The sequence below is a fragment of the Psychrobacter glacincola genome, assembly GCF_904846215.1.
In the GTDB taxonomy this organism is placed as follows: Bacteria; Pseudomonadota; Gammaproteobacteria; order Pseudomonadales; family Moraxellaceae; genus Psychrobacter; species Psychrobacter glacincola.
The window spans coordinates 160,386-184,403 of sequence record NZ_CAJGZK010000001.1; the positions used below are offsets into that span (position 1 = coordinate 160,386).

Annotated in this window: 19 protein-coding genes; 11 read left to right on the forward strand and 8 right to left on the reverse strand. The window is 43.9% G+C overall.

Features of this window, described 5'->3' with window-relative positions; genetic code table 11:
- The first annotated feature begins 267 nt into the window (after positions 1-267).
- From JMW90_RS00595 to acnD, 5 genes are all read left to right on the forward strand, one after another.
- On the forward strand, positions 268-1,554 hold the full coding sequence (locus tag JMW90_RS00595) for an NRAMP family divalent metal transporter (protein WP_201561190.1): 1,287 nt from the start codon (positions 268-270) through the stop codon (positions 1,552-1,554).
- A gap of 508 nt (positions 1,555-2,062) precedes the next feature.
- A complete protein-coding gene (prpB, locus tag JMW90_RS00600; RefSeq protein ID WP_201561191.1) occupies positions 2,063-2,953 on the forward strand; it encodes a methylisocitrate lyase in 891 nt (296 codons plus the stop codon).
- Between the two features lie 124 nt (positions 2,954-3,077).
- Entirely contained in the window at positions 3,078-4,205 is a 1,128-nt protein-coding gene (gene prpC / locus JMW90_RS00605; protein WP_201561192.1) for a bifunctional 2-methylcitrate synthase/citrate synthase, read from the forward strand.
- A gap of 78 nt (positions 4,206-4,283) precedes the next feature.
- Positions 4,284-4,898, forward strand: coding sequence for a hypothetical protein (locus tag JMW90_RS00610; protein WP_201561193.1), 615 nt, complete (start codon positions 4,284-4,286; stop codon positions 4,896-4,898).
- Between the two features lie 99 nt (positions 4,899-4,997).
- On the forward strand, positions 4,998-7,631 hold the full coding sequence (acnD, locus tag JMW90_RS00615) for a Fe/S-dependent 2-methylisocitrate dehydratase AcnD (RefSeq protein WP_201561288.1): 2,634 nt from the start codon (positions 4,998-5,000) through the stop codon (positions 7,629-7,631).
- 115 nt (positions 7,632-7,746) lie between these two features.
- Here the strand turns inward: acnD and JMW90_RS00620 are convergent, their stop codons facing one another.
- Both JMW90_RS00620 and JMW90_RS00625 read right to left on the reverse strand, forming a co-directional pair.
- On the reverse strand, positions 7,747-8,037 hold the full coding sequence (locus tag JMW90_RS00620; RefSeq protein WP_201561194.1) for a type II toxin-antitoxin system RelE/ParE family toxin: 291 nt from the start codon (positions 8,035-8,037) through the stop codon (positions 7,747-7,749).
- Positions 8,038-8,054: 17 nt separating this feature from the next.
- Positions 8,055-8,276 (reverse strand): TA system antitoxin ParD family protein, encoded by a 222-nt coding sequence (locus JMW90_RS00625; RefSeq protein WP_068404729.1) that lies wholly within the window; start codon positions 8,274-8,276, stop codon positions 8,055-8,057.
- A gap of 128 nt (positions 8,277-8,404) precedes the next feature.
- On the opposite strand from JMW90_RS00625, the gene prpF reads away from it, so the two are divergent.
- Positions 8,405-9,631, forward strand: a complete 1,227-nt coding sequence (gene prpF / locus JMW90_RS00630) for a 2-methylaconitate cis-trans isomerase PrpF (RefSeq protein ID WP_201561289.1) — start codon at positions 8,405-8,407, stop codon at positions 9,629-9,631.
- On the opposite strand, the gene JMW90_RS00635 is transcribed toward prpF, so the two are convergent.
- The gene (locus JMW90_RS00635) at positions 9,628-10,092 is read right to left on the reverse strand and encodes a DMT family transporter (RefSeq protein WP_201561195.1); all 465 of its coding nucleotides are present in this window, start codon (positions 10,090-10,092) and stop codon (positions 9,628-9,630) included. The genes prpF and JMW90_RS00635 overlap by 4 nt on opposite strands.
- 109 nt (positions 10,093-10,201) lie before the next feature.
- On the opposite strand from JMW90_RS00635, the gene JMW90_RS00640 reads away from it, so the two are divergent.
- The 3 genes from JMW90_RS00640 (at position 10,202) to JMW90_RS00650 (ending at position 14,374) form a co-directional block, all read left to right on the forward strand.
- Positions 10,202-12,055: an ABC transporter ATP-binding protein gene (locus tag JMW90_RS00640; RefSeq protein ID WP_227691805.1), complete on the forward strand. Its 1,854-nt coding sequence runs from the start codon at positions 10,202-10,204 to the stop codon at positions 12,053-12,055.
- Positions 12,056-12,138: 83 nt separating this feature from the next.
- Positions 12,139-12,729, forward strand: coding sequence for a GNAT family N-acetyltransferase (locus tag JMW90_RS00645; RefSeq protein ID WP_201561196.1), 591 nt, complete (start codon positions 12,139-12,141; stop codon positions 12,727-12,729).
- Positions 12,730-12,871: 142 nt separating this feature from the next.
- Entirely contained in the window at positions 12,872-14,374 is a 1,503-nt protein-coding gene (locus JMW90_RS00650) for a bifunctional 2-methylcitrate dehydratase/aconitate hydratase (RefSeq protein WP_201561197.1), read from the forward strand.
- Positions 14,375-14,410: 36 nt separating this feature from the next.
- On the opposite strand, the gene JMW90_RS00655 is transcribed toward JMW90_RS00650, so the two are convergent.
- Positions 14,411-15,202 carry an SDR family oxidoreductase gene (locus JMW90_RS00655; RefSeq protein WP_201561198.1) on the reverse strand — a complete coding sequence of 264 codons (792 nt, stop codon included), beginning with the start codon at positions 15,200-15,202 and terminating at the stop codon, positions 14,411-14,413.
- Between the two features lie 393 nt (positions 15,203-15,595).
- Positions 15,596-17,077, reverse strand: coding sequence for a nucleobase:cation symporter-2 family protein (locus tag JMW90_RS00660; protein ID WP_201561199.1), 1,482 nt, complete (start codon positions 17,075-17,077; stop codon positions 15,596-15,598).
- Between the two features lie 463 nt (positions 17,078-17,540).
- Here JMW90_RS00660 and JMW90_RS00665 point away from each other — a divergent pair, with 463 nt between their 5' ends.
- Both JMW90_RS00665 and JMW90_RS00670 read left to right on the forward strand, forming a co-directional pair.
- Complete coding sequence (locus tag JMW90_RS00665; protein WP_201561200.1) at positions 17,541-18,941, forward strand: DUF2868 domain-containing protein; 1,401 nt, start codon at positions 17,541-17,543, stop codon at positions 18,939-18,941.
- A gap of 142 nt (positions 18,942-19,083) precedes the next feature.
- On the forward strand, positions 19,084-20,730 hold the full coding sequence (locus JMW90_RS00670) for a DUF3482 domain-containing protein (RefSeq protein WP_201561201.1): 1,647 nt from the start codon (positions 19,084-19,086) through the stop codon (positions 20,728-20,730).
- A 47-nt stretch (positions 20,731-20,777) separates the two neighbouring features.
- Here JMW90_RS00670 and JMW90_RS00675 read toward each other — a convergent pair whose 3' ends face one another.
- The 3 genes from JMW90_RS00675 to JMW90_RS00685 form a co-directional block, all read right to left on the reverse strand.
- The gene (locus JMW90_RS00675) at positions 20,778-21,809 is read right to left on the reverse strand and encodes an ArsA family ATPase (RefSeq protein WP_201561202.1); all 1,032 of its coding nucleotides are present in this window, start codon (positions 21,807-21,809) and stop codon (positions 20,778-20,780) included.
- A 33-nt stretch (positions 21,810-21,842) separates the two neighbouring features.
- Positions 21,843-22,136: a cory-CC-star protein gene (locus JMW90_RS00680; RefSeq protein ID WP_201561203.1), complete on the reverse strand. Its 294-nt coding sequence runs from the start codon at positions 22,134-22,136 to the stop codon at positions 21,843-21,845.
- Between the two features lie 123 nt (positions 22,137-22,259).
- Positions 22,260-23,939 carry a carbon starvation CstA family protein gene (locus tag JMW90_RS00685; protein WP_201561204.1) on the reverse strand — a complete coding sequence of 560 codons (1,680 nt, stop codon included), beginning with the start codon at positions 23,937-23,939 and terminating at the stop codon, positions 22,260-22,262.
- Positions 23,940-24,018 lie beyond the last annotated feature (79 nt).

Sequence of the window (24,018 nt, forward strand, 5' to 3'; positions counted from 1 at the left end):
GTATAAAGAAGCCCGAAAAAACAGTCATTGATAACTATTGATATTTACATCGAATGATAATAAATATCAGGAATGACTATGCAAAAAATAAGTAATCATTATATGAATAATTATCCTGCTAAACCGGATTAATATGATAAAGTCGAGACGATAAAAATCGTTTTAAGAAACAGTATCAAGAAAAATTGTTAAGCGATGCGCTCATAATCATTGGCAAACTGACACAGGTAAGTGATGATTTGCTGTTTTAACCATTTCGAGGTAAGCATGACCACACAACCACTCAATAACCCAAGCGCCACAGGCGATACTCTCCCCGCGCAGCAAGAAGGCTTTAGCTGGCGAATCTTTGGTCCCGGTATTCTGATGGCGACTGCAGCTATTGGCGGCTCGCATCTGATTTCATCGACGCAAGCTGGCGCGTTATATGGCTGGCAGCTGGCGATTATGATTATATTAGCCAACGTCTTTAAGTATCCGTTTTTCCGCTTTGCCACCGATTATGTCTACGATACCGGCGAGAGTTTAATCGCAGGCTATGCCAAACGCTCAAAAGCCTATCTCTGGATTTATTTTATCCTATCCATTTTATCGGCGGTGATTAGTACGGGGGCTGTGACATTGCTTGCGGCAGTGATCTTGGGCTTTATGCTGCCCGCCTCTGTAGGACTATCGAGTATTGCCTTAGCGGTCATCATCGTTGCGGTATGTTGGTTTTTTCTGATTGCTGGTCATTATAAATTGCTTGACGGCGTCACTAAGTGGATTATGATTGCGCTCGTATCCGCAACCGTGTTGGCGGTAATGATTGCTGCTGGCAAGCCGACGGTGATGGTGGCGGATTTTGTCCCTGCCTCTCCTTGGAACTTGGCGACTTTAGGGTTTATTGTGGCTCTTATGGGTTGGATGCCAGCACCACTTGAGTTCGCTGCCATCACCTCGATGTGGACATCAGCAAAGAGAAAAGCGGACAATACCACGCACCGTCAGGGGTTACTGGATTTTAATGTCGGTTTCTTAGTTTCTGCTATTTTAGCCTTGTTCTTTTTAGCGTTGGGCGTTTTCGTACAATACGGCTCAGGGCAAGAGATTCAAACCGCAGGTGTCGCTTATATTGATCAGCTTATCAATATGTATACCGCCACTATCGGTGAATGGTCAAGACTACTGGTCGCCTTTGTCGCCTTTATGTGTATGTTTGGCACCACGATTACCTGTGCGGATGGCTATGGTCGTGCCAATGCCGAATGCTGGCGTTTGATTAAAGGTGAAGACGAGATTAACAAAAAGCAAATCGCCTTTTGGACCACTTATGCCATCGGTGGCGGTCTGGTGATTATTAGCTTCTTTGCCGGACAATTAGGCGCTATGCTGAAGTTTGCGATGATATCGGCCTTTATATCCGCGCCTATCTTTGGTTGGTTAAACTACTCGCTGGTGAAAAACCATAAAAAGCTATCGGCTGGTATGAACGCCTATTCGATTGCAGGGCTTGTATTCTTAGGCGGCTTTACCTTGTTATTCTTAGCCAGTCTTGCAGGTATCATTGGTTAAAAATAACGGTTAGCAAATATAGATAACCATAGACTCGATAGAGCAAAAGCCCTTTTAGCCAAACTAAGAGGGCTTTTTTGTGGACAACGACAAAACGCTTATATAGTTAAAATATCTCAAAAACGCTACAGTGCTGCTGGTATAAATTTTTTGCAGCCTCTGTCTGCATAGGCACAGCAAGCAAGAAAAATTAATATCAGCAGTACTTGATATATCGATATTACTTTTCCCTGACTATAGTTATAATTGTAACTAAATGTAAATATTTAATCAGAATAAATGTAGGGTTTGATGCGTTATGAATACTGATAGACGCGAACCTCTAATTTATGGATATAATTATCCATAAAATGGATAATATTAAAATTATTAATGTATGAATGTAATTTATATTAATAATTAAATAAAAACACCACTTTTCAGGCAAGTATAATTGGGTATAATCAAGCACAACGATTGAATCGCGCATGACAACGATAAGATCCTCCCTCTACGTAAGGAATACGACATGACCCCATCAGCTGGCGCTCGCTTTCGCAGTGCAATGAAACAAAAAAACGAGAAAAATCAACCACTACAGATTGCCGGCGCGATTAACGCCTATACCGCGATGATGGCAACCCAAGTTGGTCACCAAGCCTTGTACCTCTCTGGTGCTGGCGTGGCAAATGCCTCATTTGGTCTGCCAGATTTGGGAATGACCAGCCTTGATAATGTGCTAGAAGATGCACGCCGTATTACCGATGCTGTTGATACGCCGTTATTGGTCGATATCGACACCGGTTTTGGTGGCGCATTTAATATTGCTCAAACCATTCGCAAAATGGAAAAAGCCGGTGTGGCAGCCGTCCATATCGAAGACCAAGTCGCCCAAAAACGCTGTGGTCATCGTCCAAATAAAGAAATTGTTAGTATCTCAGAGATGGTCGATCGCTTAAAAGCCGCCCTTGATGCCAAAGTGGATAGCGATTTCGTCGTTATGGCACGTACGGACGCATTGTCTGTTGAAGGTTTAGATGCGGCTGTTGAACGTGCCGTTGCCTTTCAAGAAGCGGGCGCTGATATGATTTTTGCTGAAGCGCTAACGGACATTGAGATGTATCGTAAGTTTACCGATGTGCTTGATATTCCAGTCCTCGCTAATATGACTGAGTTTGGTCAAACCGATCTTTATACCACTGAGCAGTTATATAACGTCGGTGTTGGAATGGTGCTATACCCTTTATCAGCATTTCGTGCGATGAACAAAGCGGCATTAAACGTATATCAGCATCTACTCGATGATGGTACGCAAGACAAAGTTGTCGATACCATGCAAACCCGTATGGAGCTGTATGATTTCTTAAATTATCATGAGTTTGAGCAGACGCTAGACAAATTGTTTGCGGATAATAAGTAGTTTTAACCAATAAAAGTGCTGGCTCTGTCATAAATAGAGATAATAATGCTTGCCAGCACAGTATTTTAGACACTGCATCCAATCAAAGCTATCAACCAAAAGCTATCAACAAAAGGAATTTATCATGGCAGCACAGAAAGAACTTTCGGGCGCAGGTCTTCGTGGACAAGTCGCTGGCAAGACCGCTTTATCTACTGTAGGTAAATCAGGCTCTGGTCTGACCTATCGCGGTTATGACGTCTCAGAGCTTGCAGACAAGTGCATCTTTGAAGAAGTCGCTTATTTGCTTTTATATGGCAACCTACCAACCCGAACTGAGCTTGATGGGTATCAGACCAAGCTAAAAGGTTTACGTGGTCTACCACAGTCATTAAAAGATGTGCTTGAGCGTATCCCTGCTGCAGCGCACCCAATGGACGTATTACGTACCGGTTGCTCAATGCTCGGTAACTTAGAAACTGAAATGAGCTTTGATGAAGAAAACGACCAAGCGGATCGTATGCTGGCAGCATTTCCATCAATCATTAACTACTGGTATCGCTTCAGCCATGATAACGTGCGTATCGAAACCGAGACCGATGATGAGACCATTGGTGGTCACTTCTTACATCTGCTCAAAGGCGAGAAGCCAAACGAGCTACATACAAAGGTGATGAACGTGTCACTTATCTTGTATGCAGAGCATGAGTTTAATGCCTCAACCTTTACTGCCCGCGTTTGTGCATCGACCCTGTCTGATATCCATTCTTGTATTACGGGCGCGATTGGCTCACTACGCGGTCCTTTACATGGCGGTGCTAATGAGGCCGCTATGGATATGATTGAAGGTTTTAGCTCAGCTGATGAAGCTGAAAAAGAGATGATGGCAATGCTGGCACGCAAAGACAAAATCATGGGCTTTGGTCATGCTATCTATAGCGAATCTGATCCGCGTAACGTCGTGATTAAAGGTTGGGCTGAAAAGCTGGCTGCTGACGTTGGTGATGAGGTGTTATACCCAGTATCCGTACGCTGTGAAGAAGTGATGTGGCGCGAAAAGAAACTGTTCTGTAATGCAGACTTTTTCCATGCGTCAGCGTATCACTTCATGGGTATTCCAACCAAATTGTTTACGCCAATCTTTGTATGCTCGCGCTTAACCGGCTGGGCGGCACACGTATTTGAGCAGCGTGCGAACAACCGTATCATTCGCCCAAGTGCCCAATATACTGGTGAAGACTTGCGTCCTGTACCAGAGATGAGTGCGCGTTAATTTTTCTTGATATAGAAGCTATGTAGAGTGTGCCGATTTGATGCACTCTACCACTACTTTTAAAACATTTGAAATACTATGATATTCAACAGCACTTTCGATATCAAATCGGCATTAAAGAATGGGCCATTCCTTCATACTTGGTGGTCTTGTGCCAAAGAAAGTAAGGATTTCAAGAAGATTTTCACAGACGAACTAGAAAGAGAGCTTTATATAGGCCACCCACTATATGGATTTGAAGTTGAAGCTCTTGCACAAGGCGTAGGTGATGATTGGTTATTTAAGATTACTCATTCAAACCAAGTCTGTGTTGTGCATCTAACTCGCAAGCAGGCTACTGAAATCCCCCCTTACCCATTAACACAAATATATGAAAGCTTAGATGATTGGTATGAAACAGACTATATACCTGATTTTTTTGAAATATTAGGTATTCCAAGCAATTTGAGCTTTTTTGAGCAAAATGTTATTGGTTACGCCATCGGTTTTATTACGAGCTTGGATTTTGAAAGCTACCTTTATACTTTAGACAGTAAAGAGTGTCTTTTGACAGACGATGAGTATCTCAGTTTTATTTCCTTAAATTTTGATAATAGGTTTGAAGTATTGATAGCTTTTAATCAGTGGTTTAGAAAAATTTTTAACGATGCCAGATATGATTTGTTAGAGATGAACAAAAAATTCAACAAGTAACTATAAACTGAATATCTATCTTATTTTTTAACAAAAACATCCCTATTCCAACCAGCCAACAGCCAAAGGTGACTTATGGACAACGCCCTAGTGCAGCCGATGAATGAACCATTCAAAAAGCCGCTTCCTGATACCGACTTATATTACTTTGATACCCGCGAAGCGATTGAAAATATCGAAGCTGGCGCGTATGACAAACTACCGTTCTGCTCAAAAGTATTGTGTGAAAACTTGGTACGTCGTTGCCCACCAGAGGATTTAACCGCGGCGCTCAAGCAGCATATCTATGGCAAGCAAGATTTAGATTTTCCTTGGTACCCTGCCCGCGTCGTTTGTCATGACATCTTAGGTCAGACCGCCTTTGTTGATTTGGCAGGTTTACGTGATGCCATCGCTGAGCAAGGTGGTGATCCGTCAAAAGTGAATCCAATCGTGCCAACGCAATTGATTGTTGACCATTCACTTGCTGTTGAGCACGCCGGTTTTGAAGAAAATGCCTTTGAAAAAAACCGTGCTATCGAAGAGCGCCGTAACGATGACCGTTTTCATTTTATCAACTGGTGTCAATATGCCTTTGATAACGTCAACGTCGTACCGCCCGGTAACGGCATCATGCACCAAATTAATCTTGAGAAAATGTCACCAGTTGTGCAAGTGGTCAAAAACAAAGCTGGTGAAGAGGTTGCCTTTGCCGATACGTTAGTTGGTACTGATAGCCATACGCCAATGGTTGACGCTTTAGGTGTCATCTCAATCGGTGTTGGGGGCTTGGAAGCTGAAAGCGTCATGCTTGGTAACCCGTCTTATATGCGCTTGCCTGATTACGTTGGCGTGAAGCTAACTGGTAAATTGCAAAAAGGTATTACTGGTACCGATTTGGTGCTTGCTATGACGGAGTTCTTACGTGATGCAGGTGTGGTATCGACTTATATTGAATTCTTTGGCGAAGGGGCTCGCCAGCTAAGTGTTGGTGACCGTGCGTCTATCTCAAACATGACGCCTGAATATGGCGCAACAGCAGCGATGTTCTATATCGATGAGCAAACCATTGACTATTTACGCTTAACTGGTCGTAGTGAAGATCAAATAAAACTGGTTGAGCAATATGCCAAGCAAACTGGTCTGTGGGCTGACGGTATGGAAAAAGCCGAGTACGCGCGTGTGCTAGAGTTTGATTTATCTGCTGTTGTCCGTAACATGGCAGGCCCTTCACGTCCGCATGCTCGTGTCTCAACGACTGACTTAGTGGCTAAAGGTATTGCCCACGGTGACGGAGATAAACTTCCTGAACCAAAAGATGGTCTCATGCCAGATGGCGCAGTAATTATAGCGGCAATTACCAGCTGTACCAATACCTCTAACCCACGCAATATGGTCGCTGCTGGCCTAGTTGCCCGTAATGCCAATGCCAAAGGCTTATTACGTAAACCTTGGGTGAAAACATCACTAGCCCCTGGTTCTAAAACCGTAAAAATGTACCTAGAAGAAGCAGGACTGATGTCTGAAATGCAAGAAATCGGCTTTGATGTGGTTGGTTTCGCTTGTACGACTTGTAATGGTATGAGCGGTGCGTTAGATCCTGATATCGAAAAAGAAATCATCGATAACGATCTGTTCACCACTGCGGTATTATCGGGCAACCGTAACTTTGATGGTCGTATCCACCCGTATGCCAAGCAAGCGTTCTTAGCATCACCGCCCCTGGTCATCGCTTATGCTATCGCCGGTAATATCCGTTTTGATATCGAAAAAGACTCATTGGGTAAAGACCAACATGGCAATGACGTTTATCTAAAAGACATCTGGTTTGATGATGATGAAGTTGATGCCATCGTTGCCAAAGCGGTGAAGCCTGAGCAGTTCAATGCCGTGTATATCCCGATGTTTGATGAAGCCAAAAAAGATACGGGTAAAGCGCTCAGTCCACTGTATAACTGGCGTGATCAGACCACTTATATTCGTCGTCCACCCTATTGGGAAGGCAAAATGGCGGCGATGAACAAGCTAAAAGGTATGCGTCCGTTAGCAGTGCTTGGTGATAACATCACCACTGACCATTTGTCACCATCAAATGCCATCTTGGGTGATTCAGCTGCTGGCGAGTACCTTGACACTATGGGTCTGCCAAGCGAGGACTATAACTCTTATGCCACCCATCGCGGTGACCATTTAACGGCTCAGCGTGCAACCTTTGCCAATCCAAAGCTGTTGAATGAAATGGTACGTGACGAGCAAGGCGAAGTTATCCAAGGGTCGCTTGCTAGAGTTGAGCCACAAGGTCAAGTCATGCGCATGTGGGAAGCAATCGAGACTTACATGAACCGTGAGCAGCCGCTGATCATTATCGCAGGTGACGGCTATGGTCAAGGCTCAAGCCGTGATTGGGCTGCCAAAGGCGTGCGTTTAGCAGGAGTTGAGGTGGTGGTCGCTGAAGATTTTGAACGTATCCATCGTCAAAACCTAGTTGGTATGGGCGCGCTACCTTTGCAGTTTGAGAAAGGCGTGACACGTAATACGCTTAATATCGACGGTACAGAAGTTTTTGATGTTAAAGGTGAAGTCTCTGCTGGCGGCATGATGACGCTAGTAATCAACCGTACTGATGGTAGCAAAACGGAAGTACCTATTATCTGCCGCTTAGATACCGCCGATGAGGTAAAAATGTACAACGCTGGCGGTATGCTACAGCGTTTTGCTAAAGAGTTCATCGATGGCACGTTAGATATTGTGTAATCGTTAGTTTCTAGCGCATAGTCAATAGAAGAGCCGATGTTGTATAGATTATACGGCATCGGTTTTTTAATCTTTAAGTATGAAAAATAATGACACTAGCGCTTTATAATGATTATTAAAGTATTAATTTAACATCACGATAAAAGTTCTCATGTGTGCCAACCATTAACAAAGTAAGGATAAGCCGACCATCATCAATTTGATAAGCCAATAACGTCAGCTGCTTCAACATCTTAAACTTATAGATACGTACAGAGGATAAATCACCTACTTTCTGTATTCCTAAATTAGGATTATCTATTATGGTACGTACAGCAGCATCTAGATCTGCTTTCTGATTTTTATGTAATTTTTTAACCACTTTTTTAAAGCTATGTGATTGAATAACACTTAAAGGCTGAGTCATCATCTATCCAAAATAAATTATCCAAATTCGTAAGGCTCGACCATGCCAGCATCGACTTCTGCTTGTGCAATTAATAGTTGTCTAACAAACTCATAGGATAGATCAGGATTGTCTTCCATAATTTGGCCAATGGTTGCCCAATGCTCTATTTGCTTTGGCGGGGTGCGATGTTGTGCTTTTGAGATCGCATAGGCTTTATCAACCAACGCTTTATTAAGACGTATGCTTGCAGTAGACATAGGATTCTCCTTATTTAATAATATTAAGCTTTGTGGTATTTTACCACAGCTATAATATATTAACGACTATCATTCTGATGAAACGATAAAAGGAATAAAAAATGCCACAACAAAACACTAAGCCAAATATGCCTTTCGCTCCCCAAATATCCGTCCCTGCTACCTACATGCGCGGCGGTACCTCAAAAGGCACTTTCTTTAAACTCTCTGATTTACCTGAGCGTTGCCAAGTCGCTGGCGAGTCACGTGATAAGTTTTTGTTACGTGTCATCGGTAGCCCTGACCCTTATGGTAAGCAAATCGACGGTTTAGGCAATGGCAGCTCTAGCACGTCAAAGACGGTGATATTGTCTGAGTCTGATAAAGCAGACCACGATGTCAATTATCTGTTCGGACAAGTGAATATCGCCAAACCAATGATTGATTGGGCGGGTAACTGCGGTAATTTAACCGCTGCAGTTGGGGCTTGTGCGATTAATATGGGTTTGGTAGATGCCGACAAGATTGCTAACAGTATCCATGAAAATGCTGAAAGTGGTATTTGCGAAGTACGTATTTGGCAACAGAATATCGGTAAAACTATTATTACTCATGTACCGGTTTATACCGACGCGCAAGGCAAGGTACAAGTACAAGAAACCGGCGACTTTGAATTAGACGGTGTGACCTTCCCAGCTGCCGAAGTCAAGATTGAATTTATTGATCCGGTAGACTCGTCTAGCGATATGTTCCCTACTGGTAATCTGGTCGATGATTTTGACGTGTCTGGTTGTGGTCTCAATGCCGATAGCGTCAAAGCAACCTTTATCAGTGCGGGTATCCCAACGATTTTTATGCAGGCGGAAGATTTAGGCTTCACTGGCACAGAATTACAAGGTGATATCAATAGTGATAGCGAGCTACTTGCCAAGCTTGAAAAAATCCGCGCCAAAGGCGGTGTGGCGATGGGCTTGTTCAAAGACATTAGTGAGGCGCAAAGCAGTCAGCATATTCCAAAAATCGCTTGGGTAGCGCCTGCGCAAAGCTACAGCGCCTCTAGTGGCAAAGCCGTTGATGCCAATGAGATTGATCTGGTCGTACGAGCGATGAGTATGGGACAATTGCATCATGCGATGATGGGCACAGCAGCGGTTGCGATTGCCGCCGCAGCGACGACACAGGGTACATTGGTTAATCAAGCGGCAGGTGCAGGTGAATTGATGGAAGTGCGTTTTGGTCATCCTTCTGGCACGCTACTCGTAGGCGGTAAAACCGAAAAAGTCGATGGACGCTGGCAAGCCAAAAAAGTCTCGATGAGCCGCTCAGCCCGCCGTATTATGATCGGTGAAGTGTTTGTACCAGCGGATAGTTTTTAACCGTTAACTCTCGTCTCACCATATATCATTAACATCCCGCCTATAGTGACTAAGGCTAAGCCAGCAATTTTATAGATATCTATCGCTTTAATTTCTAAGCCAAACAAGCCCGTTTGGCTTAGTATCAGGGCAAAATACATTTGCCCAAGAAATACCCAAAGCAGTGTATTACCTGCGCCTATCTTTGGCGCGGCAATAAACATGAATAAGATATAAAAACTGCCCAAAAATCCTGGTAACCACATCCACCACGTCGCATTTTCAATCATTGGCGGCTTGATACCGCCACTCATCACATACGACAGCACTAAAGAAGCTAATGCACCTCCTAAGTATAAATAAAAGGTCGATTGTATTTGAGAGGCTTGTGTACTTTCTCGAAAAGCATTGACAATAGCCAGTTGCAGCGGAACAATAGCACCGCCTAACAGGCTAATCAAAACATAAGGAAGGATTTTCAAACGGTGTTCACCAAAAAAGAACAAAGAATGTCTCTATATAATATCAAACTTTATTTTATTAATTTAATATAAAGTTTGTAAAATATTAAAATCCATGAGCTAAGTGTTTATGCCAACTCGTCCTCAGCCGCGCCATGCCACTCTCAAGAACAAGCCGCCACTCAAAAAAGTTGAGCGCCGCGCATTGCTGTGGGATATCCTTAAAAAGCTAGCTGTCTTTGCCGCGCCTTATAAAATCTTAATCATAGCGACCTTGATACTAACGGTACTTGGCTCCTTTACCGCACAGGTCAATGCCTTTGTACTGCGCTATGCTGTTGATACCTTGACCGAGATTGCCACCCTTGCCGAGCCTTGGGAAGCTGGCTTGCGTATGTTAACCATCATCAGTGCAGTGCTATTAACCAAAGAGATACTATCAATATTTATCTCTTTTGGTCAGCGCTTTTATGGCGAAAAAATCCGTATCAATCTGTCGCGTGATTTGTCGCAAAAGATTATTGAACGTATCTTGACCTATCGCATGGCGTTTTATACCAGTAGCGAAAACGACAGCGGCAAATTACAAACCCGTATTGATTATGGCGTAAGCAGCTTAACAAGTTTGGTGCAAAACTTCTTTATCGATATGCTGCCGCTATTTGCCAGTGCGATTGTCTCACTCATTATTATGTTTTCGACCAACGTTTGGATAGGCTTGGTCGGACTTATTATTATCCCGATTTACTTCTTTATCAGTCAAAAACAAGCCAAGCGTTTGCAAGGTTTCCGTCGGCAGATGCGCGGCTTTAGAGAAGCCAAAAGCGGTCTGGTCATCTCGTTGATTAACTCTATCAGTGTGGTCAAGTCCTTTGTCCGTGAATCTATTGAGGCGGAAAAGCACTTAACCATTCAAAAAGAGATGACCGACAATCAGCTGCGCATTCGTAGTATTGGTTTTGTTTACGACGCGGTAAAAACCTTTATCGAGCAAATCGGCGTGGTGGTGATTATCGTGCTGACGTCTTACTTTGTATTAAAGGGTCAAATGACCATCGGTATGATTTTATTCCACGTCATGCTGTTTCAAAACGTCGCCGCCCCTATCCGTCAATTACATCGTATCTATGATCAAATCAATAATGCCCTGACCTATGCTGAAGGCTTCTTTGAGATATTAGAGGATGAAAGCCAAGTCGAAAACATAGCGGGAATGAGCACCAAAAATCTGCAAGGTCACATTGAATTAAAAAACGTCGATTTTACTTACCCTAATGGCACCCAAGCACTAAAAGATGTCAGCTTTACCATCAAGCCCAATCGTATCACTGCGCTGGTGGGCTTAAGCGGTGCTGGCAAGAGTACGATTATCAATTTATTGGTAAAGTTTTATGCGCCAGATGCTGGCACGATATGTTTAGATGGGCACGACTTAGCAGACTGCGATACCCATGAATTGCGTCAAAATATCGGTCTGGTGCTGCAAAGCAATCATATATTTTCAGGTACGATCAGCGAAAATATTCGTTATGGCGATATGAATGCTAGTGATGAGGATATTGTTATCGCTGCCAAAAAAGCCTCGATTCATGAGCAAATCATATCGTTATCAAAAGGTTATGAGAGTACGGCTAAATCCTTATCAGGTGGTCAACAGCAGCGTATTGCGCTGGCACGAATGTTTTTAAAGGATCCGCCCATTGTGTTTTTGGATGAGCCAACGGCTAGCCTTGATGCCATCGCCAGTCAACAAGTGAAGAAAAGCTTGGATTTGATTAAAAAAGACAGGACGGTGATTATGGTGTCTCATAACATTGCCCAAATCATCGATGCTGATGATTTGGTGGTGATAGAAGATGGGCGCGTGGTTGAGACCGGCACGCACGAAGCGCTCTATGAGCAGCGCGGCAAGTATTTCGAGATATTTAGCGCCATGTCAGATAGTCTGAACTTAGATAAAATCAGTCAAACCTTGAATAGTTAATGCGGCACGAAATCGTTATAATGCTCACTCTTTGCTGCATCTTATTTTTGATTATCCTTTAAATCGTTAGAAGCTGTGTGATTATGACTTGTGAAATTTCGATAAAAACCTTTGATGAATTAACCTCTGTTGATCTATATCATATTTTAAAAGCGCGCTCGCAAGTGTTTGTGGTTGAGCAAAATTGCCCTTATCAAGACATGGACGAGGTTGATTTTGACTGCTTACATCTGGTCGCGCACCAAAACGAGCAACTGATTGGCTATTGCCGTATCATTCCGCCTGTTTTTAATAGCAAAAAATCCGTCGTCACCGCATCCGGTCCTATTCCCTCGATTGGTCGCGTGCTGGTATTAGCCGCGCACCGCGGTGATGGTGTTGCACGGCAAATGATGCTAGAGGCCATCAAATATTGCCGTAAAAAATACGGTAAAAAGCCTATCATCATCTCAGCCCAGACCTATTTATTACATTTTTATCACTCTCTTGGGTTTATCGCTGAAGGTGAGCCTTATTTTGAGGACGGCATTGAGCATGTCATCATGGTGTTACCTATTATTAAAAAGATAAAGGTAAAAAAAGAAAGCTCAGGCGCTACCAATAGCATTCTTAGCTTTTTGCTATTGATGTTGGCACTGTTGTTTATTATTGGTTTACTGTATTTAATGGTCTAAAGGTTTGTTGCCCTAAAGGCAGGTCTTACACTACTTCACTGTGCTTCGATTGTGAGTGTGCTATTTTTGATAGCATACTTATTGATTCGTAATAGGATTGATAAGTTACTTACATATCTGACTCAAGGAAGAGGTAACGATTATGTCCAATGTCGAAAGTAATGTCCGACCAGAGTATGACGGTGAGATTGAAAAAATCGCCAATTATGTACTCAACTACTCTATAGATAACGACTCCCCAAACAGCGATAATGCTTGGAATACCGCTCGCTACTGCCTTATGGATACGCTTGGCTGCGGACTACTGGCATTGCGCTTCCCTGAATGTACCAAGCATTTAGGTCCTGATTGTCCTGATCAAATTACCCCTAATGGCGCACGTGTCCCTGGTACCTCCTACCGCCTAGACCCTATAAAAGCCGCCTTTGATATCGGCTGCATTGTACGCTGGCTTGATTATAATGATACTTGGCTCGCTGCCGAATGGGGGCACCCTTCTGATAATTTAGGGGCGATTTTGGCGGTGGCGGATTATATCAGCCAGCAAAACGTCAGTCAGGGTCGTGCGCCGCTTATGATGAAAGCCGTATTAGAGGCCATGATTATGGCACATGAGATTCAAGGCGTGCTGGCATTAGACAACTCCTTTAACCGCGTGGGACTTGATCATGTCTTTTTAGTGAAGTTGGCGTCGACTGCCGTGGTTGCTAAATTATATGACTTGCCCCATGAGCGTGTTATGGCAGCTATCTCACAAGCGATTGTCGATGGTCAAGCGCTACGTACTTATCGTCATGCCCCCAATGCTGGCAGCCGTAAATCTTGGGCTGCAGGTGATGCGACCAGTCGCGCTGTGCGTTTAGTCGATATCACGCGCCGCGGTGAAATGGGCATTCCCTCTGCATTGACAGCGCCGCAATGGGGCTTTTATGATGTGCTCTTTAGTCATACCAATAAGGATTTGGCGCTCAAGCCTGAAAACGAGCGCCGCTTTACCTTTCAGCGCGAGTTTGGCAGCTATGTGATGGAGAATATCTTATTTAAGATAAGCTTCCCTGCTGAGTTCCATGCGCAAACTGCTTGTGAGGCGGCCGTTATCTTGCATCCACGTATCGATGACCGCATGGAAGATATTGAAAAAATCATCCTAACGACTCATGAGTCTGCTATTCGCATCATCTCAAAAGAAGGCACGCTGTCCAATCCTGCCGATCGCGATCATTGCTTACAATATATGGTCGCTGTGGCTTTACTCACCGGTGATTTGATGGCTGAAAACTATGAAGATGACTATCATGCCGAGCATCATATTTTGATTGATGGTCTGCGCCATAAGATGGTCGTTGAAGAAGATGCTGGTTATTCAAAAGACTATCATGATCCAAGTAAGCGCTCGATTGCCAATGCCATTCAGGTATTCTTTAAAGATGGCAGTAGTACCGACAAGGTGGCGATTGAATACCCTATCGGTCATAAACGCCGCCGTAATGAAGGCTTGCCGATATTGGAGGCCAAGTTTCGTGCCAGTCTTGCCACGCGGTTTATCGACAGTCGCTGTACAGAGATTTTTGCATTGTGTGGCGATCAGCAGCGCTTAGAGCAAACACCGGTGAACGAATTTATGGATTTATTGGTAACCTATTAAGCAATTGATTATTATTTTTGATTGTTACTTCAGTATTTACCACGGTATCGATTCCCCTGCCCAATCCACAAAACTCCCTGATTGGGCAGCACCCATCTTGCTGAGCACTTCAAGCAAGCATTCAGCACTGTAGGCTGGCGAAAACAACTGTCCGTCAGCTACGTTGCCCTGAAACGGAGCTGAAAGTTGCGTATTGACGGTGCCGGGCTGCATCACTACCACGCAGACGTCTTTAAGAGAGCGACTCCACTCGATACTCAGATTTTTCATACCCATATTGAGTGCCGCCTTACTCATACGGTAGCTGTACCAACCGCCAAGTTGATTGTCACTGATACTACCTACCCGCGCTGATATCGTCGCAAAAATCGCCGGCTTGTCTGAGCTGCGTTCAGATTTTGCCAATAGCGGCTTGATATGCTTGGCAATAAGCAAGCTTGCTAAAGCATTGACCTGCATGTTCTGTAAAAAAAACTCACTTTCAAGCTGCTGTAGTGCTTTTTCTGGCTGCTGCGTCTTGGTGTGCAGCAGCCCAGCACAATTAATCACCCAATCTATATAGGTGGTTTGCTGCTTAATCGTCTCAGCTGCTTGTTTGATACTTTGCTCGTCACAGATATCCATGGCTATCCAGTACAGATTCTCTGCTTCAAAATCAGGCACGCTTTTATGGTACGTGGCAAAGACGCGGATGTCAGTATTGCTGTTCGTACTGTTATGCGTACCAGTGCTGGCGTGTTCATTGGTCGCAGTTTGTACCAGTTGCTCAACCATGGCTTTACCGATACCACCTGTACCGCCAATGATAAAATAATTTTTAGTATTCATAAGGCGTTCATCCTTGTGAGTATTTATAGCGGTTATGACGCAATAGTAAACTACTTCCTACTATATTGATTCAATGTAAACCTATTTACCATAGGGGGAGTGTGTCACTTATAGTTAAAATATCTCAAAAACGCTACAGCGCTGCTGGTATAAATTTTTTGCAGCCTCTGTCTGCATAGGCACAGCAAGCAAGAAAAATTGATACCAGCAGTACCTAATGTGTCGATATTACTTTTCACTGACTATATCTTGAACACTGAGCAAATAATGAATGTTTGCAGCATTATTTTTATAAAACAGGATATGCACAAGAACAAAAAAGCCGCCATAACAGGCAGCTTTTTATACGTTTATTTTAATTGTTTAGCATTGCAGCATTAGTCTTCTCAGAGACTAATGCTGAGCCGGTTCTTTTGATACAGGAATCTCTTTCCCATCGCAATCAAACAATTTGCCTTCAGTAAAATAATCGCCTTCATATAGATCAACCATCACCACAGGACGCACCGAGCGGTCTTCTGTACCAGCAACGAATACGGACTGTTGGTCTGAATTACCTATTTTTAAGTGGTTAAATAACAAGTTTAGGGCAATAGCCATAATAGCCGCAGAGCTGATACCTGAATGGAAAATCGTAGCAAACCAGTCTGGGAATTGATCATAAAATGCTGGTGCAGCAATCGGTAGCATACCAAAACCAATAGAGGTCGCAACAATGATGAGGTTCATATTATTGGTGTAGCTGACTTGCGCAAGGGTACGAATACCACTGGCTGCAACCGTACCAAACAAGACGATACCGGCGCCGCCAAGTACAGCGGTAGGAACAGTAGCGATAACACGACCCATAATCGGCATCAAGCCCAAAACAACCAAGATAATACCGGCGTAAGCGACTACAAAACGGCTTTTAACACCCGTTACTGCAACTAGACCTACGTTTTGTGCAAAAGCACTTTGAGTAAATGAGCCGAATATAGGGGCAATCATACTGGCTGCCATGTCAGCTCGTAGTCCATTACCCAGACGTTTTGAATCGATATCCGTCTCAATAATATCGCCAACCGCCAAAATATCTGCTGACGTTTCAACCAAAATAACCAATACTACGATAAACATAGAGATAATTGCCGCAATCTCAAAGGTCGGCATACCAAAATGGAACGGTGTTGGCAAAGCAAAAATAGAGCCTGTCGTAATACCAGAGAAATCCACCAAGCCTAATGCCCAAGCAACAAAAGTACCAATGACCATCGCTAATAGAATTGATAAGCGACTGATTGCCGCATTACCAAGCTTACTTAGTAATAACACCATCGCTAGCGTGAAGCCAGCCAGACCAATATTGGTCATACTACCAAAGGTAGGTAAGTTGCTGTTGCCGCCCATTGCCCAGCGAGCAGCAACTGGCATCAAGGTCAAACCAATGGTAGTAATGACGGTGCCGGTGACCAATGGCGGAAAGAACTTGATAATCTGGGAGAAAATAGGCGTAATCAAAAAGCCCAGCGCAGAGGCGGCAATGACAGCACCAAACACAGAAGGTAGTCCGCCCCCCGTCGTCACAATCGCAACCACGGTTGCAACACTCGCAAATGATACACCTTGTACAAGTGGCAGCTGACAACCAAAGAATGGCACGCCAATCGTTTGCAATAAAGTCGCAATACCACCGATAAATAATGAGGCGGCAATTAATAAGCCGATTTCAGCGGGTAATAATCCAGCCGCCTGTCCAACAATCAATGGAACTGCAATAATACCGCCATACATGGTCAGTACATGTTGAAAGCCATAAGCAATATTGGCACCAATACCCAAATTTTCGTCTTCTGGGCGGGCAACTGCCGATTGAGAAGTAGATTTAATATCCATATTAAATAGCCGTCCTTCGTGTTCTGTTTCTGTTGTTGATATGTTCTAGGCTTGTTCTTCGACAACTCCTAGAATGGGACTCAAGATTATGATGAAACCAAATACGCTGCCTATATTACTAAAAAGGCCTATCATCCTTTTATTCGTCACTCTTTATTATTATTCAGATATTACGCTACTTTTGTTTATAACGGCAGATAGCGCTGTGTATAATCTGAATTTGACATTAGAATAGGTAGCGTATTTGATGAAAACATTTAAATCAGGATTCTAATGTGTTTTTAGCATACCGCTTATTTACGATAACTACCAGTTATTATTGACCATATGGTCAGGTTTTTTGTTAGTGAAACCAATATAGTTAAAATTAACACCGATAACTATCAGAAATAAAGCAATCATTGCCTTAATTTTTAACACATTTTATATATCATTTCACCATTGATTATACGGACATCAGACCATGCTATCGACCCAAGACCAATTGACTGAGCTTGTACGCACGCTTGAGACGCAGCAGCATGTCTTTGCCACCGACCCGCTACTCATTACTGAAAAACTGCAAAGTGAATACGGCACGCCACTACAAAAACTGCATCGCCGGGCATCACGAATAGACAACAATGGCGCGCTGGCAGGCGTGCTCGGTAAAATTGATGGTCGTATCAAAGGCATTATGGTTGTTATGAGCGTGGTCTGGTGTCTCTCGGGATTCTTGGGATTGTTCACCTTGTTACAGACCAATGTGGTGAACTTCTTTTATGTGTTGGTTTGCTTGCTGGGTTTTCATACCATCATGCTAGTAGGTTGGCTGATCATGACGCTCATCAATCAAGGCAAGCAAACGTCAAATTGGTTTGCCAGTTTTGTCAGTCCCAGTTATTTGATACGTGGTAAGGATGATGTGACCAAAGCGGCAGTCACTCTGTATGAGCGTCAATTGCAACATAGTGGTATGCGTTGGTATTTGGGCAGGTTTAGCCATCAGTTATGGCTGGCAACCTTAACAGGTATGCTGCTTGCGATTATTTTTCTGTTGATTGTGCGCCAATACAGCTTTAGTTGGGAGTCAACCCTGCTATCAGATCAGGCGCTGATTACTTTGACGCAGGTACTTGGCTGGCTGCCAAGCATGGTTGGATTTGATGTTCCGGACAGTACGGCTATCGTACAGAGCCGATTGGTGACTGATGCCATGCCTTTGTCTGTCGCGCGGCAATGGGCAGGATTGTTGGTTGGTAGCTTGTTGATGTACGGTATTGTGCCGCGCGCGGTCGCATGGGTGTTTTGTGCCTTGATGTTCCGTCGCAAAAAAATGCGTTTGGACATAAAGCTACCCTATTATCAAAAGATAATAAATTTTTGGCAGCGGCATGTGGTGGATGCTGATGACTTTCAACAAGCGCCCGCGCCTATTGCTCCAAAAGCGACTGTCAGTGCTGGCAAGAAACTGCTCGCCTTACTTGAATATCCAGCAGAGCAGGATAACTGGTGGCAGACAGGTCTCAATACAGGCAGCACCAATAATAGCAATATTGAGAATTTCGGTATTGTCGATGACCGTGATGATATGGCACGGTTAAAGGCTTATTTAGATGAACATCCGGTACAGGTATTGCTCGGTATTCATTTTAAAGCGCTACCTGACCGTGGTACGTTGCGTAAACTTGATCAAATCGCCAGTCATGCCAAGCATGGGCTGATTGTTCAACTGTTAGAGGATAATAGCCCAACTGGGCAGCATAGTACGGACAATGATGTCTTAGATGCTGGTTCAGACTCGCATTTAGAAAATCAGCATGTTCGTTATCAGCAGTGGCAAACCGCCCTATCTGCCCGCAACATCGGTTTAGTCAATAATTGATTGACTCGGCATACTGAGCTTATCATTGCTGATCATTCATTTAAGTAAGATGGTCAGTATTAATACCGAAATAGCACACAATTTGTTCTACAATAAAAGCTATGGTGCTTTTGGATATGAATAACCAATATAAGATTCTATTATGAATAATGACAATAATAATCAGGGCAATAATGAGCTGCATGACCAGCACAGCCAACAAAAACTCGATAAGCCTGTTGGTCTTTTTGCTGATAAAGCTTATGAAGTCGATGCTGAAGCAGCGCCAGTAGTCACACCAGTAACGACAGTAGCCAAGCAGCCACTAAGTGAGTCAGAAGAGCGCCGCTCGATAACAAAAAAAACCATTGCCAGTGGTAAAGCACTGAAACTGGCTGTTGTTGGGCATACCAATACCGGTAAGACCTCTATACTACGCACGCTATTACGTGACGTCTATTTTGGTGAAGTAAAAAACGAAGCGGCGACCACGCGCCATGTGGAGCGTGCTCAGCTGACTGACAGCCAAACTGGTGAAGTATTGGTCTCGCTATATGACACGCCAGGTTTAGAGGATGCCTCTGGACTGATGGACTGGCTTGAGGACAATACTGCCAGTCGCCGTGATGGTATTGAGCGCCTGCAACAGTTTTTGGCAGCAGATATCGCCACCAGTGATACTAATAACAGTGGACTTAACAGTAACTACGATGATTATAGCCAAGAGGCAAAAGTTATCCGTCAATTGCTGGCAAGTGATATGGCGATTTATGTCGTTGATGCACGAGAGCCTGTACTCGGTAAATATAAAGATGAGCTGGCTATTTTGTCTTGGGCTGCGATTCCTGTGATGCCTGTATTTAACTTTACAGACGCGCAAGATGCCAATATTGACGACTGGCAGACCATGCTGGCAAGACGTAATTTGCATATATCTACTCGTTTTGACTCCGTGGCTTTTGAATTTAACGATGAGATGCGCCTGTGGCAGAATCTTGCGACCATGCTCACTCACTCAGAGATGCTTGAGCAGTTGATGGCGCGTCGAACTGAAAACTGGGCGCAGTTATATGATGATGCCAACATTATTATTGCGGATTTTTTGTTAAATGTTGCCGCTTTTGTGCGTGAGATTGGCGAAGATGATGATCCCATGCCAGTATTAGAGCAAATGCAAGAAGCTGTTAGGCAAAGTGAGCGTGCTATGCAGCACAATCTACTGAATCTGTATAAGTTTTATGATAATGCAGTGGCAGCAACACCGCTTGAGCTCAAAGCCTATCAGCAAGACCCTTTTGACCCTGAACTGCTAAAAAGCTATGGTATTCGTACTACTTCTGGTGCGGCTGCGGGCGCGTTACTAGGGCTAGGTATTGATGCAGCAGCACTTGGTACCACCTTAGGATTGGGCGCTGCCATCGGTGGTATTGCAGGTGGGCTGCTGTCCAATACTGGTAGTATCGCTGATAAGATATCAGGGATTAAGCGGTTATATATTGACCCTGCAACTTTGACCTTGCTGGCGACTCGGGCGCTTGACTTACTGAATGCGCTACGCCATCGCGGTCATGCGGCAACAGATGCTACCCAGATGATATATAACGGTGAGTCGTCAATTGATAGCGATGACAATAGTAATGCCATCACGCCATGGGCAACGCATAAATTGCCAAGCGAGCTCAAAAAAGCCCGCGGTAAACCGCAATGGTCGTCACTTAGTAGCGGCAAGTCTGAACAAGCGCAGTTGTTACGAGCAGATATGGCATGGTCGATGGCAAGTAAGTTATCGTCATATCAGCGTCAGCCATGATAATGATACATGGCCATATTTAAGAGGATATATCTGGATATTTAGCTTTATTGCGAGGCTGGGCTTACTAATGCACTCAAGGCATCTGTACCGCGCACGTCGGTTTGCTGCAGGTATATTGGATATAGCGGATAATGGGTAAAGTTTTGCTCAATATCTTGCATTAATTGCTGTTGACGCTCAGCGCGATGACGCCAAAACGCATCGGATTGGGTCGGTAATATCAATTGATTGATTACAATCGCCGCTGGCATAAGCTTACTGTCTTCTAACTGCTCTATCGCCCGCTTGGTTTCAGCCAAGGGTAATACATCAGCCGTCATTACTAATACGATGGCGGTTTTTGCATGGTCATGTAGCAGCAATCCTGACTGACGAAACAGCTGTTTGCGTTTTTCGAGTACGGATACTGCTTGCTCCCAGCGGTCGGATTTTTTTTCGGCAAATGGATTTGGCACATCCTTATTTATGTCGTTTTGACTGCTGTTTATATTGTGACTGTCTAAATGATTCGCCACTGAGCGCAGTTTTGCCTGCCTTCGCTGCTGAGCGAGCAGCCCATCTGTCCATGCTCCCATCATCTCAGGCAAAACCAATAAACGCAGTGTATGTCCTGTAGGCGCTGTATCAAAAATAATGTGCTCATAGCCAGCATCTGCTGCTGCAACTAAGTGTTGGCACATGGATTCGAGCATCGCGGCTTCTTGAGCGCCCGGTGCTGATTTTGATAACCGCAAATGCTCACGAATTTTGGGCATCATGTCTGGATTGGCATAGGAGGTAATCGTGCGCTCCACTTGAGCGAAATGCTCATCGACGATGATATCAGGATTGAGTTCAATAGCATCTAGATAAGGAGTTACGACTGTTTTTTGGTTTTTTAGCGGGACGTTTAACACATCGCCCAAGCTGTGCGCCGGATCGGTTGAGACAATCAGCGTCTTTTTACCTTGATTAGCATAATAGCTGGCAAGTGCGGCGGCAGTGGTGGTTTTACCGACGCCGCCCTTGCCACCGATAAATATAATCGGCTGTGTTGCCAGTTGTTCTACCAATGCAGGTAAAGGGTGTAATGCCATACTTTTATCTCATTTTAATTAATTTAAAGCAAACTAGCAGCAACCTACATGGTCAAAAGGGCATCTATCCATACCCATGCGCGTATGCCATTCATGAAAATTTTCTAAAAATAACGGCTGTAACTCTAGGGTATAAAAGCTGGCAGGATTATCGATACCTAAGCTTTCAGCAAACATCAGTAGCATAAAAAAGTCTTCTTCATCACGCGCCGCGCGTGCCATTGTTTGACGATAAGGCGCATGATAAAACTCATTTAACCCAGCCGTAAACCTTTGCCACCATGGCTTAAGGTTTTTTGTAGATTTTGTTATATCTGTGTTGTCCATAATGACTCTTATTTTTCGTATACTTATTATCTATCATGCCTATAGAAGACAAAAAACGCCAGCAATTGCTGCTAGCGTTTTTATCGTATTTCAGTAAGTATCTAACTAGGTATTCAACATGGCTTAGAGGTTGTTTTTGCCTTTGTGTATCGACCACTCTTTGCGCAGTACCGATAGACTCTCAAACGTCACTAAAATCGTGGCTATCAAGATGATGATATCCATAATAATAAGCAACCAGTTACCGTCATTGAAAAAGGTTTTTAGCTGAATCAATAACGCAAACACCGTCATGACCAGTAAGAACGATAATGGCGCTAAGGTATACCATACAGGTCTGCCTTTACGTAACAAAATAACGGTCACAATCATCAAGGTTAATGCAGCCATTAGCTGATTCGTTGTGCCAAATAACGGCCAAATAATCATACCGCCAGCACCATCGATGCCACCAGCACCAAAGGCTAATAACAAACAGCTACCAACGGCAAGTAATGTTGCCACCACACTCTTATTCAGTACAGGCAGTTTATAAATCTCACCGAACTCTTGGAATATATAGCGTTGCAAACGTACCCCAGTATCCATCGTAGTACCAGCAAACAATGCTGCCATCACCGTCAACATCGTCTGTGATAAAACCATATCAATGCCAACACCTGCATTTAATATGGTCGCGCCGCCATCAATAAAAGCGCCAATAGAGCCGTCGCCAAATTTTTGATACACCGCTTGCCAATCGCCAAGGGTTGCAAAGCCTGCAGTTGCCGCAAGTATCGCGCCAAGTGCCAACATACCCTCACCCATGGCACCGAAGTAACCAACGAATCGTACATCTTCTTCTTTATCAATCTGCTTAGACGTCGTACCCGTCGCCACCAAACCATGAAAGCCTGAGATGGCGCCACAAGCAATGGTCACAAATAATAAAGGCAGCATAGATGGTGTACCGATTGGCAATGCTGTGTTTATTGCTGGCGCGACAATATTCGGCGTCGCAATAAAGATGGCAGCGTACAATAAAATCAGACCGACAAATAACTGCAAGCCATTGATGTAATCGCGTGGTTGCAACAGCATCCAGACTGGTAACAGAGACGCGATCGCCGCATAGACAAACAAAATAATAATCCAAACAGCATTGTCAGGTAATCCTAAGAATGTCTCAGGTAACACAATAGGGAACATAGGACCAAGATAGATAAGCCCATATAAAGCCGTGACCCCAATGATTGATACCCAAACCAGATTCATCTTATAGCGATAAATACATTGACCGATGATAAAGGCCACTATCAAAGCACCCCAAACTGGCAACACAGCGGATGGGGTTTTTATCATCATATTAGCAATAGCAACGCCGAATACCGCATTCACCATCAGTAATAATAAAAAGATAACGATCATCATTAAGCTGCGCACACGTGTACCCATGACCGTACCGGCAATCGAGCCAATCGACTGACCTCGATTGCGCATACTTGCCCAAATAGCAGACATATCGTGGACACCCGCCATAAAAATAGTACCTAATACCACCCAAATGATAGCAGGTACCCAGCCCCAAATAACCGCAATGGCAGGACCAATAATTGGCGCCGCCCCTGCGACTGAAGTAAAATGGTGTCCCCATAACACATATTTATTGGTGGGGATATAATCTACCCCATCCTTCATCGTATGCGCTGGCGTGGGGATACTATTATCCAATGCTAGAATTTTAGTAGCGATAAATTTTGAGTAAAACACATAACCGCAAAGCATAGCGGCAACAGCAAACACTAGCACGATTGCACTATTCATCTTATCTCTCCTTAGACAAGTAATGGGTAGCCTTATAAGTTCAAGCTTTTTAATTTAGAATATAAAAAATATGTTAAAT